Raw genomic sequence first — 15914 nt, 5'->3', positions numbered from 1 at the left:
CGCCTAAGCGGTCGCGGGGCGGGGGGTACGGGCCGGCGCGCGTTTCGGTTTGGCGGGGGCGGCGTCACCGCTCGTGATGCCACCGTCGACGGCGGCACCGTCGATGGGAGCCTTCGGAGCCGGCATCGCGATCGGCGGCACGTCAGACACGGGGCGCTTGTCGCTCGACAGCCACTGCGGGCGCGACGGGAGCTTTTCGACGTTGGCGAAGATTTCGGCGAGAGCGGTCTGGTCCAGCGTTTCGTGCTCGAGCAGTGCCGTGGCGAGGTCATCCAGGATCACGCGGTTCTTGATCAAAACCTCGTAGGCCTCGTCGTGGGCGTCCTCGAGCAGCTGGCGCACCTCGCGGTCGACGCTCTCGGCCACACGCTCCGAGTAGTCGCGCTGGTGGCCCATGTCGCGGCCGAGAAACACCTCACCGGAACCCTGGCCGAGCTTGAGCGGACCGACGACCGCGCTCATGCCGAACTCGGTGACCATCTTGCGGGCCGTCGCGGTGGCCTTCTCGATGTCGTTGGACGCGCCGCTGGTCGGGTCGTGAAAGATGATCTCCTCGGCGACACGGCCACCCATGGCGTAGGCCAGCTGGTCGAGCAGTTCGTTGCGGGTGACCGAGTAGCGGTCTTCAAGCGGCATGACCATCGTGTAGCCGAGGGCCCGTCCGCGCGGCAGAATTGTGATCTTGGTGACCGGGTCGGTGAAGTTCATGGCGGTCGCGACGAGGGCGTGGCCACCCTCGTGGTACGCCGTGATGAGCTTTTCCTTGTCGCGCATTACGCGGGTGCGGCGCTGGGGTCCGGCCATGACCCGGTCGACGGCCTCGTCCAGGGCCCGGTTGTCGATGAGCTGGGCGTTCGAGCGAGCGGTCAGCAGAGCGGCCTCGTTGAGCACATTTGCCAGGTCGGCGCCGGTGAAGCCGGGCGTTTTACGGGCGAGGACCTCGAGGTCAACACCCTCGGCCATCGGCTTGCCCTTGGAGTGCACCTCGAGGATGCGCTTGCGACCGAGCATGTCGGGCGCATCAACGCCGATCTGCCGGTCAAACCGGCCAGGACGAAGCAGGGCGGGGTCGAGAATGTCTGGTCGGTTGGTGGCGGCGATCAGAATGACGTTCGCCTTCACGTCGAAGCCGTCCATCTCGACCAGCAGCTGGTTCAGGGTCTGCTCGCGTTCGTCGTGGCCGCCGCCCATTCCGGCACCACGGTGACGACCAACGGCGTCGATCTCGTCGATGAAGATAATGGCCGGGGCGTTTTCCTTGGCCTGGCTGAACAGGTCACGCACGCGGCTGGCTCCGACGCCGACGAACATTTCCACGAAGTCAGAGCCGCTGATCGCGTAAAACGGCACGTTGGCCTCGCCGGCCACGGCCCGGGCCAGCAGCGTCTTTCCGGTCCCGGGAGGGCCATACAGCAGAACGCCCTTGGGGATGCGGGCTCCGACCGCCTGGAACTTGGCCGGCTCCTTGAGGAAGTCTTTGATCTCTTCGAGCTCTTCGATGGCTTCATCGGCGCCGGCGACGTCGGCGAAGGTGACCTGTGGGCTTTCCTTGGAGACGAGCTTGGCCTTGGACTTGCCAAACTTCATGACCTTGCTGCCACCGCCCTGCATCGAGATCATGAGCCAGAAGAAGGCACCGATCAGCAGCACGGGCAGCAGGAAGCTCAGCACGGAGAGCACCCAGTTGGGCTGCGGCACCTCGTCGGTGAAGCCGTCCTTCGGGTTTGCTGCGGTCACCGCGGTGATGATCTCTTCACCACGCGGAGCAACGTAATAGAACTGAACCTGGGTGCCGAGGTCGCCGCTGGCCTTGGTCAGCGTGAGGTCGACGCGTTGTTCGCCATCGACGATGGTCGCCTCGGCGACGTTGCCCGATTCAAGAAAGCTCAGGCCCTCTTGTGTGCTGACCTCACGAAATCCGGACATGGTGATGAGGCTTGACCCCACCCAGACGGCGATGACGGCGAGCACAATGTACAAAATGGGGCCGCGGAGTAGCTTCTTGACGTTCATGGTGACCTCAGGCTAGCGCGCGTTTACAAGGGAATGCCGTGTGTTCGCCCAAAGGAAAACTCGGGCGCAGAGCCGAACGCTGTTAGAGCGCGGCGGCCGCGACGGTGGAATACACGTGCGGGGCGAGAATTCCGACCGAGCGCAGGTTGCGGTACTTCTCGTCATAGTCGAGGCCATAACCGACCACGAACTTGTTCGGAATGTTGAATCCGACGTATTTCACGTCGATGTCGACGCGCGCGGCATCCGGTTTGCGCAGCAGGGCGCAGATTTCAATGGATGCCGGACCGCGCGTTTTCAGGTTCGCCAGCAGCCACGAGAGGGTCAGGCCGGAGTCGATGATGTCCTCGACGATGAGCACGTTGCGGCCGGACAGGTCGGTGTCGAGGTCCTTGAGAATGCGCACGACGCCGCTGGACTGCGTGCCGGAGCCGTAGGAGCTGACCGCCATCCAGTCCATCGTGATCGGGTGGCGCAGTTCGCGGGCCAGATCGGCCATGACCATGACGGCGCCCTTGAGCACGCCGACCAGCAGCAGATCGGTGCCGGCGTAGTCGGCTTCGATCTCGCGGCTCATCTCGGCCAGGCGATCGCGGATCTGCTCCTCGCTGATCAGGATCTCGGTGAGGTCGCCGTCAATGTCGCGAGGTTCCATATGAAAGGTGCAGTCCATTTCTTCAGATTTATGCTGGCACGGAAAAAATCAACACTCCGCCCTGCCGTACAACTCTAATACCCGGCAGGCTGAGTGCCCCCTGTCCATGCCAATCGGTCACGAGGGCCGCCACCGCGAGGGTCTGCCGTCGGTCGAGCCACACCCCACACACCTGCTCCACTCCCAATCGGATCACGCGCTGCCGCACCGCAGCCGGCTGGGCGGCGAGAGCGGCCGCGTCGATCGTGCCATGAGCCCAGTGCCTGCGCGCGACCGCGTCGGCAAGCTCATCGAGCGCGTCGGAATCCTCGCGCAGTGCCTGAGCGGTGCGGGCGAGCGCCACGGCGACGCCGGGACCGAGCTCGCTTTCCAGCAGCGGCAGCACGGTTTCGCGCGCCCGCACCCGGGCATAGCGCGGGTCGAAATTCTGCGGGTCGGTCCACGGCACGAGACCGGTATCCGCACAGAATTGCCGGGTCGCGGCGCGACGGATGCCCAGCAACGGTCGCAAAATCGGCCCGGTTTGCGCCGCCATTCCGCGCAGGCTGGTCGGCCCGGAGCCCCGGGCCAGCCCGAGCAGCACGGTTTCGGCCTGGTCGTCGAGGGTATGACCGAGCAGCACGCCGCTCGCCCCGGTCTGCTCGAGCGCCGTAGCGAACGCCGCATAGCGTGCGGTGCGGGCGGCCGCCTCCGGGCCGGTTCCGTCGCCGTCGACCGTCACGCTCCAGACGAGCACGGGGTCGAGGCCAAGCTGGCGGGCGGTCTCGGCGGCGGCGACTGCGACATCCGCTGAACCGGTTTGCAGATTGTGATCGACGATGACCGCGCCGGCACGGATACCCGCGCGCCCGGCCTCGAAGGCGGTCGCCGCGGCCAGCGCGAGCGAATCGGCGCCGCCGCTGAGGCCAACAAGCACGAGCCCCTCGGTCGGCAGCAACGCGCGCACGGCCCGGCGAATATCGGCGATGGCCGGGGTCAGACGCGGGCGGCGGGTGGATTCCATCCAGTAACGTTATCCGCAGACTTAGATCAAGGGAGAAACAACGCCATGGCCGAATACGACGCAGTTATCGAAATCCCCCGCGGGAGCCGCAATAAATACGAGGTGGACCACGAGACCGGCCGGGTCTATCTCGACCGCGTGCTGTACACGAGCTTTATGTACCCCACCGACTACGGCTACTTCGAGAACACCCTCGGCCTCGACGGTGACCCGGTCGACGTTCTCGTGCTGCTCGACTACCCGTTGTTCCCGGGCGTTGGCGTCTCCGTGCGTCCGGTCGGCGTGTTCAACATGACCGATGACGGCGGCTCAGACGCCAAGGTCATTGCCGTTCCGGCTGGCGACCCGCGCTGGGACCACATTCAGGATGTCCTCGACATTCCGGAGTACACCCGCAAGGAAATCGAGCACTTCTTCGAGCATTACAAGGACCTCGAGCCGAACAAGTGGGTCAAGACCGAGGGCTGGGGTGACGCCGCCGAAGCCAACCAGATCGTGGTTGACGGCATCGCGAAGCTGGCCGAAGAGGGCCACTAACCCGCAGGAGTTTCCTGAGGGGGCGCAAATCGACCTAAAATCGGTTTCGGTGGACGGTTTGCGCCCCCTCAGCGCGAAACAGCAGGCGGGCGCTACGAACAGGGGCTCCGGTCACCGGTTATCCGGCGGCAGGAGCCCCCTTTTTGGTGTCTGGCTCGGGGCACCCACCCGCAGCGGGCCCTCGTACTGCCAGTAACCCCCACTCGCGGGGGCTACATCAGAAAATCCGCCAAGTGCTGGTGCGGTCGTCGCGCTGGTCCGCTGGCCATCGCGCGATCCCGCGAAGATCTCCAGAATTAGCTACACGTCCGGCCTCATGCGGGGCCTGAGAGCTCCGCGCTACGCTGCGGGGCGCCCGACGTAGGGCGCAACAGCCCAGGACGACCAGATGCTGTGCACCCGCACGCGCGCCGAGGGGTTCGGAGCTTCGAGAATCTGCCCGCCGCCGACGTAAATCGCCACGTGGTAGTAATTGCCGGGGCTGCCCCAGAACAACAGGTCGCCCACCTGCACCTGCGCGAAGGAGACGAGCTTGCCCTGCCGTGCCATGGTGTTGTACTGGTCCGTGGCCGAGTGGGTGCCGATGTAGATGCCCACCGCGGCGTAGGCCGCCTTGGTCAGACCCGAGCAGTCCCAGGCGTCGGGGCCGGAACCGCCGAAAACGTACCGGTCGCCGAGCTGGTCGCTGGCGAAGGCGAGAGCGGTGTCGACGGCACTCGCATTCGGCGCCGGAACGGTCGTACCGCCGCCAGCCGGAGCGCTCGGAGCGCTCGGCACGCTCGGCACCACCGGAGTGACCACGCCAGACCCCGAACCGTTGCCGGAACCGGAACCGGACCCAGAATCCGAGCCGGAACCCCCAGCGGCCGCGGCGTCCTGCACCGCTGCGGCAGCGGCAGCGGCAGCGGCAGCGGCAGCATCCGCTATTGCAGCAGCGGACGCCTGAGCCTGCGCGAACGCTTTCGCTGCAGCGGCCGCTTCTTCGCCGACGTGAAAGCTGCGCTCAGCCTCGGCCGTGGTGTCCTTAAGCAGGGCGAGCTGCTCGAACAGCTCGCTCGACCGGCGTTGCTGAGTGTCGTAGGCTGCCTCGGCCGCCGCTGAGCTCGCAGCCGCCGCCTCAAAGGTGGTCTTGGACTCTGCGGTGAGGCGTTCGCGTTCGTCTGTGGCCGACGCCGCCTGGTCGCCGAGCGACTCGGCCGCGTTCTGGTCCTGGCGCGCTTCGGTGTAAATCTGCTCGGACTGCTCGCTGAGCTTGCTGGCTGTACCGAGCTGGCTGAGCAGGTCATCGGCGCTGTTGCCGCTCAGGAACAGGTTGAGTGAGAGACCGTTGCCGCCGGACTTGGCGAGGTGGGCCGCGATCAGGCCGGCCCGCATCTTCGACGTCGCAGCGGCAGCCTCTGCCGTTTTCGCCTGCGCGTTCAGGCTGGCTTCCCGCTCGGTGGCGGCAGCCAGGGAGTCCTGGGTGATGCGATATTCCTCGGCCGCCATCTGTGCGGTCGTCACGGCGGTCGCCGACTGGGCTGCCAAACCGTCCAGCAGCTCACCCAGCGTGGCAATTTCGGCCTGCTTGGTCGACTCGTTCTGCTTGGCCTTTTCGACGTCGTTCCAGCTCGGGTAGTCCGGCGCGGCAAACGCCGCACCGCCGGCCGCGGCAACGGATGCCGTCACGGCCGAGACCGCGCCGATCGCGACGGCCGAGAACAGGCGCTTCGATCGTGCGTGAACTCGTGCACGTGCAGTGGTGCTCGGTAACGCTGCGGTATTCCGTGCAGGTGTGCTGCTGTTAGCCAAGTGCTGCTCCCCGGTCGGCCATGAATGGAACGGGATTGATGCGGTTTCCACCAATCCAAACTTCGAAGTGCAGGTGGCAGCCGTTGGCGGCCCCGGTCTGTCCGGAGCTGGCGATGAGCTGCCCCGCCGATACCGACTGGCCGACACCCACGTTGTACCCGCCGTCGCGAATGTGGGCATAGCCCGTCGAGACGTTGTCGCCGTGGCTGATCTTCACGAAGTTACCGTAGGTGCCGAGGCGCCCGGCCCAGGTGACGATGCCGGCGTGGGCGGCGTAGATGGGCGCGCCGCAGCCGGTGCCGAGGTCTGTCGCGTAGTGAAAGCTTCCGCTGCACTGTCCGCCGTCGCCGCAAATGGTCGAGCGGGGGCCGTAGCCGCCGGTGATGCGTCCGCTGGCCGGAACGCCCCAGCCGGACATGCTCACGGTTCCGCCGGAGCCGCCGCTGGCGCGCGCTGCAGCCGCTGCAACCCGGGCAGCCTCGGCCTCGGCCGCCACCCGGATCGCTTCGAGGCGGGCGCGCTCGGCCACGCCAGCCTCGTAGCCGGCCGTCGTCGTGGCCTGGGCGTCGCGCATGAACTGCAGCTGCTGCTCGAGCTCGATGCCCTTGGCTTCGGATTCGGCGAGGGCATTGGCCGCCGCCTCGGCCGCGGTCTGGGCCGCAACGAGGGCGGCCTCGGCGGCGACGCGCAACACTTCGCGTTCCGTCTGGGCGACCTTGGCCTGGTCGCCGAGTGACTGGGCGTTATTCATGGCGGACTGCGCCTCGTCGTACACATCCGAACTGCGCTCCACCAGCTTGCTCATACTGCCGAGTTTTGCCAGCAGCAGGTCGGCGTCGGCGCCGTCCCCTCCGCCTTCCAGGAACAGGTTGACGCTCAGGTCCGTGCCGCCGGTGCGGTAGAGCTGGGCGGCGAGCTGGCCGGCCTGCTTGGTGGCGGCATCCGCTGTGGCCTTGCTGTCGTCTGCCTGCTTCTGGATGTCCTCGGCCCGACGGGTGGCATCGTCAAATTCTCGCTGCGCGTCTTCGAGTTCGGTGGCGCTCTTCTCGGCGGCGGCCTGGGTCTCCTGCACCTGCACCTGCAGGCCGGCGATGAGATTCTCGATCGCGGTCACCTGCGCGGCGGCGGCACTGGTGTTCGCCTTGGCGTTCTGCAGATCCTGCCACGAGGGGTAATCGACCGCCCGCGCCGGGGCGGCCGGGGCAACCAGCGTGACCAGAAGGGTCATGGCTGCGACGACGCTGGTCAGCGCCAGGCCGTGCCGCGGCCACCGACTGCCCGCTCGAAAACGGCTGGCCGGAGCGTTTCCGGAGCGGCGGATCACGGCTGTAGAACGAATCATTGTTTCCCAACGGGCTTTCCAGCTGCAGCTTGCGCCGCAGGAGACTCTTCAGAGTAACAAATTGAGCAGGTTTGGCCCAGTTTCAACGCCGAATCTAACTCGCGAAAAGGGCTGTGGCCCGCACATTTGTGGGCGCGGTGCGAATTGGCGTCACAAAATGGGCAGCTTTCAAGCGGATGCTGCGCGCGTCGATTTGGCCTTCGCCCCACAAGACCGTATGCTTACTCTTCGGCAGCCATGAACTTTATGGCTCACGGCCCCATCGTTTAGCGGCCTAGGACGGCGCCCTTTCACGGCGTTAACACGGGTTCGAATCCCGTTGGGGCTACGCAAACTGCACGTGCACACAGAGTAAGTGAAAAAGTAGTAAAGAAATAGAATAGTCTTACCAAGTGCCTCGCACACAGATTCACAATTTTCACCTCGAGGCCCTGTAGCGCAGTTGGTTAGCGCGCCGCCCTGTCACGGCGGAGGTCGCCGGTTCAAGTCCGGTCAGGGTCGCAAAGGAAATATAGCCCTTTCGAAAGGAAGGGCTTTTTTTCTTAGAAGACGCGTTTTGACGTATCTTTGGGGCCCTGTAGCTCAGTTGGTAGAGCGTTCGACTGAAAATCGAAAGGTCACCGGATCGACGCCGGTCGGGGCCACCACCGCCACTCCCTAGGAAACTCACTCGTGAGGGACTCGGGGAGTGGCCTTTTTTATGCCCGGTCCGAGTCCCGGGCAGCGCGCCCTCGACCTTGCGTCCGCGACAGTGCGTCCTCGACAGGGCGGGTGCGAGCTGCAGCTCACTCGAATCGTTGTCGTCGGGTGCCTGCGGCCCGGTGACCTTGGCGCCGGTTCGCGACGGCGAGATGGCCCTGAGCCAGAAACTGGTTCTGACTGCAGAAACGCTGTGCCGGCCCAGGCATGAGCTCACGGTCGACGGCGCCCCACTCGGGAAATTCCTCGGGCTGACTCCTTGACGGTGAGCACATCACGAAAAGTGAACCATATGACGGATGCCCTCCCGACGCCCACCGACGACGGTGGCGCCGATCACCTGATCGGATTGCACCTGCCTGACATCGCCCTTGCATCGACATCGGGCGGTGCGCGAAACGTGACCGGGCTCTCCGCGCAGAGCAGCGCTTACCAACGCGAGGCCGTCGAGCGGTTGCACCTGCCCTACCCGCTCCTCTCCGACGAGAATGGGCGATTGGCCGGGGCACTCAAACTCCCAACCTTCACGGTCGCAGGCTTGACACTTCTCAAGCGGATGACCCTCGTCGTCGACGGGCAGACCATCAGGCACGTGTTTTATCCCGTCTTCCCGGCGGACGCTCATGCAGAACAAGTCCGTGCCTGGCTGCGAGCAAATCCCGCGGACTAACGTCCCGAGACCAATCGCTGCCGGTCACCGTTTCAGGAAGCGCCCGCACTCGGAATCGAGCGGGACGGACCGTCCATTCACGAGGCAGCGCGCATCAGTTGCCGAAGCTGGCAGCACCGACATCATCCGAAAGGAACACCTAGGCTCAAATAATGACCATGCGCACCGTTCTTATCCTGCTCGACGTCGATGGGGTACTGAACCCGCGGGTCGTCGGCCAGCGGCTAGTGCTCGATGTGCCGCGCCAGGATCTCGTGCGGCGGCTCGCCGAGCTCGGATCCATCGTCTGGGCGACCACTTGGTCACCCACGCACACGTTTCACCTGACCCGGGACCTCGGCCTGGCAGCAGACACCGAGGGCATCGCCTTTCCGCGCAACCTGCACGCCGATCCGTCAGCTCCCGCACCGACGGCGAAGCTGCACTGGGTCGCCCGCTGGCTGGCCCGGCAGGAGCCGCAGCCCGACGCGGTGATCTGGATCGATGACATCCTGCGCCAGGATGCCGTCAGCTGGGCGGCCGCCGAGGCGCGACCCACGCTTCTGGTGCAGCCCGACATGAACATCGGACTCACCGCCGCGCACATCGACGACGTGCAGCGCTTCATCGCGTGCCTGGTGCCGACCGACACACCCACCAACCCACGGAGCGAGCCATGACCAGCACACCATCAGTGATCGTATTCGATGTCAACGAGACTCTCTCCGACATGTCCCCGCTGAGCGCCCGATTCGTGGAGATCGGAGCCCCGGCCGAACTGGCCCGAATCTGGTTCGCCGCGCTGCTGCGGGATGGCTTCGCCCTCGCCGCCGCGGGTGGAACTGCAAAATTCGCGACGATCGGTTCGGAGATTCTGCGCGGACTGCTCCGCGATGTGGCGCTCACCCGCAGTCTCGACGATGCCGTGACCCACATCATGAACGGCTTCGAATCGTTGAGCCTGCACCCGGACATCGCTGACGGAATCCGGACCCTGAAAAGCGCGGGCATGCGCCTCGTGACATTGTCCAACGGATCGGATCAGGTAGCCGAGTCCCTGCTGACCCGGGCCGGGCTGCGGAGCGACTTCGAGGCCGTACTCACGGTAGAAGACGCCCCAGCGTGGAAGCCGGTTCAGGCCGCCTACGACTATGCCGCGGCTGCGTGCGGGGTTACAACGGGCGACCTGGTGCTGGTGGCCGTGCACCCCTGGGACATCCACGGGGCGGTCAGGGCAGGCCTGGGCACCGCGTGGTTGAACCGCCCGGGCGAGGCCTACCCGAGCTACTTTGCGACACCGGACCACACGATCACCGCTTTGAGCGACCTCGCCCGTCAACTCAAATAGGGTGCGAATGTGGCCGCTGAACGTCGGTTTGCGTCCGTCTGCGTCCAAAATGGGCACGTGAGGACGATGACATTACCGAATACACATTTCCCGGTCGCCGACATCGTTCTCGGGCTGATGCGGGGAAAGTACTCAATTTCGGCGTCTCCAATCACAGTCCCGGGCAGGTTGAGTTGCTGAAGCATTCGGTGGCGCAACCGCTCATCGTCGATCAGGTGCAATTGAGCATTAGGCATGCGCCGCTAATCACCGCCGGCGTTTCGGCCGCGGAGTCTCATATCACCCTCACCAGGGGAGAATGGTACCGACTCTTCACTGCCACCGGACATATCTTGCCGCAGTCAGTCCCCTGCAACTCTTGGCGGTAAAAAAATGAATGTCGCACTCGGTCTTCTCACTCTCGTCGCCGTCGTCTGCGCGGCCAGTGCTCTCGCGAAGCGCCTGAACCTGTCCGTTCCACTGCTGCTGGTGGTCGTTGGAGTGATCGGCTCGTACCTGCCGTTCATTCCAGCGATCAAGCTGGATCCGGAACTGGTATTGGTGGGCATCCTTCCTCCATTGCTCTACGCGGCCGCCATTCGTACCTCCCTGGTCGAGTTCCGCACAAACCTGCGTTCTATCGCACTACTGTCGGTCGGCTACGTCGTTTTCGGAACCGTAGCCATCGGCCTCATCGTCTGGTGGCTGATCCCGGAGATTCCACTGGCTGCGGCGTTCGCCCTGGGCGCGGTGGTGGCTCCGCCGGACGCGGTAGCGGCGACCACGATTGCCCGTCGCGTTGGGCTTCCGCGCCGGGTGGTGAGTCTTTTGGAGGGCGAGTCGCTGGTCAACGATGCGACCGCACTGGTGCTCCTGCGCACGGCGATCGTTGCTATTGGCGGCAGCGTCACCGTCTGGCAGGTGGCGTCTGGCATCGCTTTGGCCGCCGGCGGAGGTGTCGTGATCGGACTGATCGCGGCGTTGCTCCTGTTGCAGATCCGAAAACGGGTGCGTAACGTCGCCATAAACACGTCCATGTCTCTCGCTGCCCCGTTCGTGGCGTATATCCCGGCGGAGGCGATCCATGCATCGGGCGTGTTGGCTGTCGTCGTGGCCGGCCTCGTGATCGGCACCAAGTCGCCAGCGATGCCCGGCGGCGCCTCCCGATTGAGCCAGCGCAGCAACTGGGCCACCGTCCAGTTTTTGCTCGAGAACTCCGTCTTTCTGCTGATCGGGTTACAGGTGCGCTCAATCATCGAGGCGACCTCCGGCGATTCGCTTGGCGCCGCGCGCATCTGGGGCACCTGTGCTGTCGTATTCATCGCGGTTCTCCTGTTGCGCCCGGTGTGGGTGTTCCCGGCAATTTATCTGCCTCGGCTAATACCCAAAATTTGCGCGGCTGACCCCGCACCACCCTGGCAGTTGCCCACCATCGTGTCTTGGGCGGGTATGCGCGGTGTGGTCACCCTGGCTGCCGTGTTCGCCCTGCCAGAAGACGTCGCACACCGCCCCGTCCTCGTTCTCGCGGCCCTGGGAGTCGTGGCGGGAACGCTGGTTGTGCAAGGCCTCACCTTGCCGTGGCTGGTACGGGCCCTGGGCGTGCACGGCCCAGATACCCATGCGGATGCGCTCAGCCAGGCCGCGCTGATGGACCAGGCCACCGCCGCGGGAATCGAAAACCTGCGCCAGCACACCCGGCCCGGCGATTCTCCGGAGGTGCTGGCCATGCTCGAACGCCGCACGCAGGAACGCAACAGGGCAGCATGGGAGCGCCTCGGGCGTTCGGAGCTCGCAGACCGCACTCCCAGCAAGCGCTACGTGCAGCTGAGGCTGGCCATGCTCGATGCGGAGCGCGCCAGGGTTCTCAAACTGCGCCGCACCGGCGATTACGCCCACGAGGTGATCAGTGAAGTGCTGGAGATGCTCGACGTGGAGGAATCCATGTTGGATTCCTCCACCGAGGGTGCGGATATCGACGCGCGTACCCCGGCCCGACCCGCCAATCGGCGCGACAACGGCGAAGCGCGCCTGGGCGCGGGCGGCTGCGAGCACCTACGGGCCGTGGGCGAGCAGTCAGTGCCGCAGGACCCGGAGTGTCAGGACTGTGTGCGCGAAGGCACCACCCCGGTACACCTTCGAATGTGCCTGGCCTGCGGAAACGTGGGGTGCTGCGATTCATCCGCGGGTCAGCACGCGACCAAGCATTTCCAACAGTCCGGCCACGCCATCATGTGCAGCGCCGAGCCGCGGGAATCATGGCGCTGGTGTTACGTTGACGAACTCCTCGGCTAGCGCGTGCTCGTCGACTCGTTGTAAGAACCGTCCCCGAGAGCTGCAGCGTTGGGCGGGGTGTCGACGAGTTTGAGGCCGACGATGCAGCCGATCAGGCCGAGCAGCAGCGCGATCTTCAGCCACGACACGCTCGCATCGCCGCTGATCATGGCCCAGACCACGGTGAGGGCCGCTCCGATGCCGACCCAGACGGCGTAGGCCGTTCCGATCGGAATCTCTCGCATCGCCCAGGCCAGACCGCCCATGCTGAGTGCGAGCGCACCGCCGAAGATAATCGTCGGCCACAACTTGCTGAAGCCCTCGGACTTGCCGAGCGCCGTCGCCCAGACAGCTTCCAGCACTCCGGACGCAATGAGTACGATCCATGACATGACTGCTACTCCTCGGCCAGTCTTGTCTTGTGCCGGGTACTGATCCGTCGTCCGGGGCCGCGTTTCGCGACCTCCCTCGACCATAGGCAGACCCACTGGGCAACGCCTGTGCACAGCCGCACGAAACTAGCGGATGCTGCAGCATCCGCTCACCGGCAGCAGCCGCTACGCGATAAACGCGCGATAGGCGGGGTCGTTCGCGCGCAGCACGCGCAGCACGTTCTGGTAGCCGAGTTTGGCCAGGTCAGCGTTGCTCCAACCGCGACGCGACAGCTCGGCGAACAGGTTCGGGTACTCCGAGACGTCGGCCAGACCAACCGGCATGTCGGGGCAGCCGTCGAAGTCGCCGCCGAGGCCGATGTGGTCGACGCCGGCCACCCGCCGGGCATGCTCAACATGGTCGGCAACGTGCGCGACCGTCACGAGCGGCTTGTCCCCCGCCGAGCCCTCGTCTTCCCAGCATCGGTAGTCGGCCGAGATAAACGCGGGCACGAAGGTGATCATCTGCACACCATTGTTGGCCTTGAGCTGGGTGAGAATCTGATCCGGCACGTTCCGCGGGTGGGGGTTGAGGGCAAAGCACGACGAGTGGCTGAAGAGGAGCGGCAGCTCGGTCGCGTCGAGCGCGTCCTGCATGGTCGCGGCCGAGACGTGCGAGAGGTCGATCATCATGCCGATGCGGTTCATCTCCGCGATGACTGCTCTACCTCGATCATTTATTCCGTCGTGGGTCACATCGCCCACTGCTGCGTCAGCCCACTCGGTCGAGGAATTCCAGGTCAGCGTCATATACCGCACACCCAGGCGGGCGTATTCGCGCAGCACGGCGAGTGAGTTGTTGATCTGATTGCCGCCTTCAACGCCCAGCAGCGACGCGATTCTTCCATTCAGCTGGGCGCGCTCGACGTCGTCGGCCGTGACGGCCCACTCGAAGTCGTCGGGATACGCCGCAATCAGGCGGTGAATGAAGTCGATCTGCTCGAGGGTTGCCTGGACCGAATCCGTCCCCTCCAGATCGGTGTGCACCCAAACCGACCAGAACTGGCCGTGTACGCCCCCGCGACGCAACTTGGGGACATCCGTTTGAAGCGCGCTGCGCCCGGAATCCTGCTCGGAATCGAGTCCGCTGACGGAATAGTCACGATGCGCGCGGCAGGCCCAGGCCAGATCGTTGTGCCCGTCAATGACAGGAAATCTCGTAAATCTTTCGGTCATATGAATTCTCCCCGGCAATGCGTTGGCTCCGATCAGCCTACGACCCGCGCCGTGCGGGTGCGCGGCCGCCGATAACGCCCAAGCGTGCCGCAATACCGCACGTTAATGAGACGCCAAGCCGTTCGTGGCGACACAAACATGGCCCGTGACGGACTTCCCCACCCGGCACGGGGAATCTGCCCCCAGTTAAGGTTACAGCGCGGCCGACTTGAATCGGGGTAGTCTCTGCCAGTAAGTTGCTGAGAAAGAATCAGCTTCACTGCCGCGCTCCACCGAGAGACAAGTGCCAGCATCGTCACCTTGTCGCTAAGACCACCTGTTCCTGTAAACCCGACTGCAGGGAATGCAACGTGACACACACCCCGACCCGTCGCTCCACCGTCAGCGCAACCTGCGCCAGTCCGGTACCGAGCGCACCCGATTGCCCCTATCTGGCCGCGCCCTGGCGTTCGATCACACCGGGAAGCACGCATGAGTGAACCCGACTCCCCCGCGCCACTCCCGGTAGGCGATTCCCTTCCTCGCGCGCCGAAGCTCCGTCTCGTCGACCAGGCCGCGTCAGCCACCCGCGACATCGCGCTCGACACCCCGTCGTCGGGACTCATCTGGGCGCGCCGCTACCGCACGAAGCTGCGACTGACCGATGCCACCGTCATCGTGCTGGCCGTGGCTGTTGCCCTGGTCTTTCGCTTCGGTGTGCGCGGTATTCCGGCCGTTCCCGGATCGTTCAGCGCCAATTACTGGCTGGTGTCCCTGCTGATCGTGGTGACCTGGCTCGTCGCTCTCGAGCTGTTCCATACCCGCGATTCGCGCGTGGTGGGTGTGGGAGCGCACGAGTACAAACAGGTGGTGAATGCGAGCGCCGTGACCTTCGGCATGCTCGCCATCGCCTTTCTCATCTTGCAGGTTGACATCGCACGCCTCTTTTTCATTCTCGCGCTGCCCCTCGGCGTCATCGCCCTGGTATTCGAACGGTGGTTGTGGCGCAAATGGCTGCTGCACCAGCGCACGTTCGGCCACTATCTCGCCCGGGTCATCGTGGTGGGAAACCGGGAGGACGTTGAGTATGTCGTCAGCCAGATCGACACCAAGTCCGGCGCCGCGTACTACATCGTCGGGGCCGCACTCGAAGAGAGCGACAGCGCTGAGATAGCCGCTGGCGACCGCCTGGTGCCGATCGTGTCCGATCTCGAACATGTCGCCGCGGCCGCATCGGCCATGGGCGTCGACACGGTCATCGTGGCCGGACAGCCCAGCGGTGGCAGCTCCTACATCCGCAACCTCGGCTGGGACCTCGAGGGCACGTCGGCCGAGCTCGTTCTCTCCAGCCGGCTAACGGATGTCGCTGGTCCCCGCATCCACTTTCGTCCCGTTGACGGCCTCCCGCTGATCCACGTCGAAATCCCCCGGTTCGAAGGGGGCCGTCATGCCCTCAAACGCACCCTGGACATCGTGACGACCGGACTCGCCATCGTGTTTCTGCTGCCCGTCCTGGCCGTGATCGCTGTGCTGATCAAGATCGACAGCCCCGGCCCTGTGCTGTTTCGCCAGGAGCGTTGCGGCCGCAATGGCCAGACCTTCCGCATGATCAAGTTCCGTTCCATGGTGGAGACGGCCGAAGACGACCTGGCTGGCCTCCTCGACCAGAACGAGGCCGCCGGGGTGCTGTTCAAGATTCGCAATGACCCCCGCATCACCAAGATCGGCCGGGTGCTGCGCAAGTACTCGCTCGACGAGCTGCCCCAGCTCTGGAACATCTTTGTGGGTGAAATGAGTCTGGTCGGCCCCCGTCCGCCGCTTCCGGAGGAAGTCCAGGGCTACGAGACCCACGTGCACCGACGCCTCTACATTAAGCCCGGCCTGACCGGCATGTGGCAGGTCAACGGACGGTCCAACCTTAGTTGGGAAGACAGCGTACGGCTCGACCTGTACTACGTCGAGAACTGGTCGCTGGCCGGTGATCTGATGATCATCTGGCGCACCTTCAAGACCGTCATTCAACCAGTAGGGGCTTATTGAC

General features: G+C 65.0%; 13 protein-coding genes, 3 tRNA genes and 1 riboswitch. Of the genes, 9 read left to right on the top strand and 7 right to left on the bottom strand.

The annotated features are described in order from the left end of the window. Positions 1–3: 3 nt before the first annotated feature. From ftsH to tilS, 3 genes are all read right to left on the bottom strand, one after another. A complete protein-coding gene (gene ftsH, locus E3T43_RS00435; protein WP_134470893.1) occupies positions 4–2013 on the bottom strand; it encodes an ATP-dependent zinc metalloprotease FtsH in 2010 nt (669 codons plus the stop codon). An 82-nt stretch (positions 2014–2095) separates the two neighbouring features. Further along, the gene (gene hpt, locus E3T43_RS00430) at positions 2096–2668 is read right to left on the bottom strand and encodes a hypoxanthine phosphoribosyltransferase (RefSeq protein WP_092451772.1); all 573 of its coding nucleotides are present in this window, start codon (positions 2666–2668) and stop codon (positions 2096–2098) included. Positions 2669–2696: 28 nt separating this feature from the next. Beyond that, positions 2697–3671, bottom strand: coding sequence for a tRNA lysidine(34) synthetase TilS (tilS, locus tag E3T43_RS00425; protein WP_134470892.1), 975 nt, complete (start codon positions 3669–3671; stop codon positions 2697–2699). Positions 3672–3716: 45 nt separating this feature from the next. Between tilS and ppa the strand changes: the two genes are divergently transcribed. Further along, a complete protein-coding gene (gene ppa, locus E3T43_RS00420) occupies positions 3717–4208 on the top strand; it encodes an inorganic diphosphatase (protein WP_092106945.1) in 492 nt (163 codons plus the stop codon). Between the two features lie 339 nt (positions 4209–4547). On the opposite strand, the gene E3T43_RS00415 is transcribed toward ppa, so the two are convergent. After that, positions 4548–5999, bottom strand: a complete 1452-nt coding sequence (locus E3T43_RS00415; protein WP_134470891.1) for an NlpC/P60 family protein — start codon at positions 5997–5999, stop codon at positions 4548–4550. Further along, positions 5992–7341 carry a M23 family metallopeptidase gene (locus E3T43_RS00410; RefSeq protein ID WP_241978739.1) on the bottom strand — a complete coding sequence of 450 codons (1350 nt, stop codon included), beginning with the start codon at positions 7339–7341 and terminating at the stop codon, positions 5992–5994. The genes E3T43_RS00415 and E3T43_RS00410 overlap by 8 nt, the downstream gene beginning before the upstream one ends. A 255-nt stretch (positions 7342–7596) precedes the next feature. On the opposite strand from E3T43_RS00410, the gene E3T43_RS00405 reads away from it, so the two are divergent. The 7 genes from E3T43_RS00405 (at position 7597) to E3T43_RS00370 (ending at position 12308) form a co-directional block, all read left to right on the top strand. After that, positions 7597–7669, top strand: a tRNA-Glu gene (locus E3T43_RS00405). Positions 7670–7768: 99 nt separating this feature from the next. Next, a tRNA-Asp gene (locus tag E3T43_RS00400) sits at positions 7769–7842 on the top strand. 70 nt (positions 7843–7912) lie between these two features. Beyond that, positions 7913–7988, top strand: a tRNA-Phe gene (locus E3T43_RS00395). A gap of 344 nt (positions 7989–8332) precedes the next feature. After that, a complete protein-coding gene (locus E3T43_RS00390) occupies positions 8333–8710 on the top strand; it encodes a redoxin family protein (protein ID WP_134470890.1) in 378 nt (125 codons plus the stop codon). A 152-nt stretch (positions 8711–8862) separates the two neighbouring features. Further along, complete coding sequence (locus E3T43_RS00385) at positions 8863–9369, top strand: HAD domain-containing protein (protein ID WP_134470889.1); 507 nt, start codon at positions 8863–8865, stop codon at positions 9367–9369. Continuing rightward, a complete protein-coding gene (locus E3T43_RS00380) occupies positions 9366–10037 on the top strand; it encodes a haloacid dehalogenase type II (protein ID WP_134470888.1) in 672 nt (223 codons plus the stop codon). Before E3T43_RS00385 ends, E3T43_RS00380 begins: the two co-directional genes overlap by 4 nt. A gap of 372 nt (positions 10038–10409) precedes the next feature. Beyond that, entirely contained in the window at positions 10410–12308 is a 1899-nt protein-coding gene (locus tag E3T43_RS00370; RefSeq protein ID WP_134470887.1) for a Na+/H+ antiporter, read from the top strand. Here E3T43_RS00370 and E3T43_RS00365 read toward each other — a convergent pair. Beyond that, on the bottom strand, positions 12305–12679 hold the full coding sequence (locus tag E3T43_RS00365) for a multidrug efflux SMR transporter (RefSeq protein ID WP_134443678.1): 375 nt from the start codon (positions 12677–12679) through the stop codon (positions 12305–12307). The two genes, E3T43_RS00370 and E3T43_RS00365, sit on opposite strands and share 4 nt — an antisense overlap. An 11-nt stretch (positions 12680–12690) precedes the next feature. Then, a riboswitch (guanidine-III (ykkC-III) riboswitch) is annotated at positions 12691–12754 on the bottom strand. 90 nt (positions 12755–12844) lie between these two features. After that, positions 12845–13894 carry a dipeptidase gene (locus E3T43_RS00360; RefSeq protein WP_134470886.1) on the bottom strand — a complete coding sequence of 350 codons (1050 nt, stop codon included), beginning with the start codon at positions 13892–13894 and terminating at the stop codon, positions 12845–12847. 471 nt (positions 13895–14365) lie between these two features. Here E3T43_RS00360 and E3T43_RS00355 point away from each other — a divergent pair, with 471 nt between their 5' ends. Continuing rightward, on the top strand, positions 14366–15913 hold the full coding sequence (locus E3T43_RS00355) for a sugar transferase (protein ID WP_134443680.1): 1548 nt from the start codon (positions 14366–14368) through the stop codon (positions 15911–15913). The last annotated feature ends 1 nt before the right edge of the window (position 15914 follow it).

Source organism: Cryobacterium sp. Hh7 (assembly GCF_004403155.1).
Taxonomy (GTDB): domain Bacteria; phylum Actinomycetota; class Actinomycetes; order Actinomycetales; family Microbacteriaceae; genus Cryobacterium; species Cryobacterium levicorallinum.
This window is presented reverse-complemented; position numbering and strand designations above follow the sequence as displayed.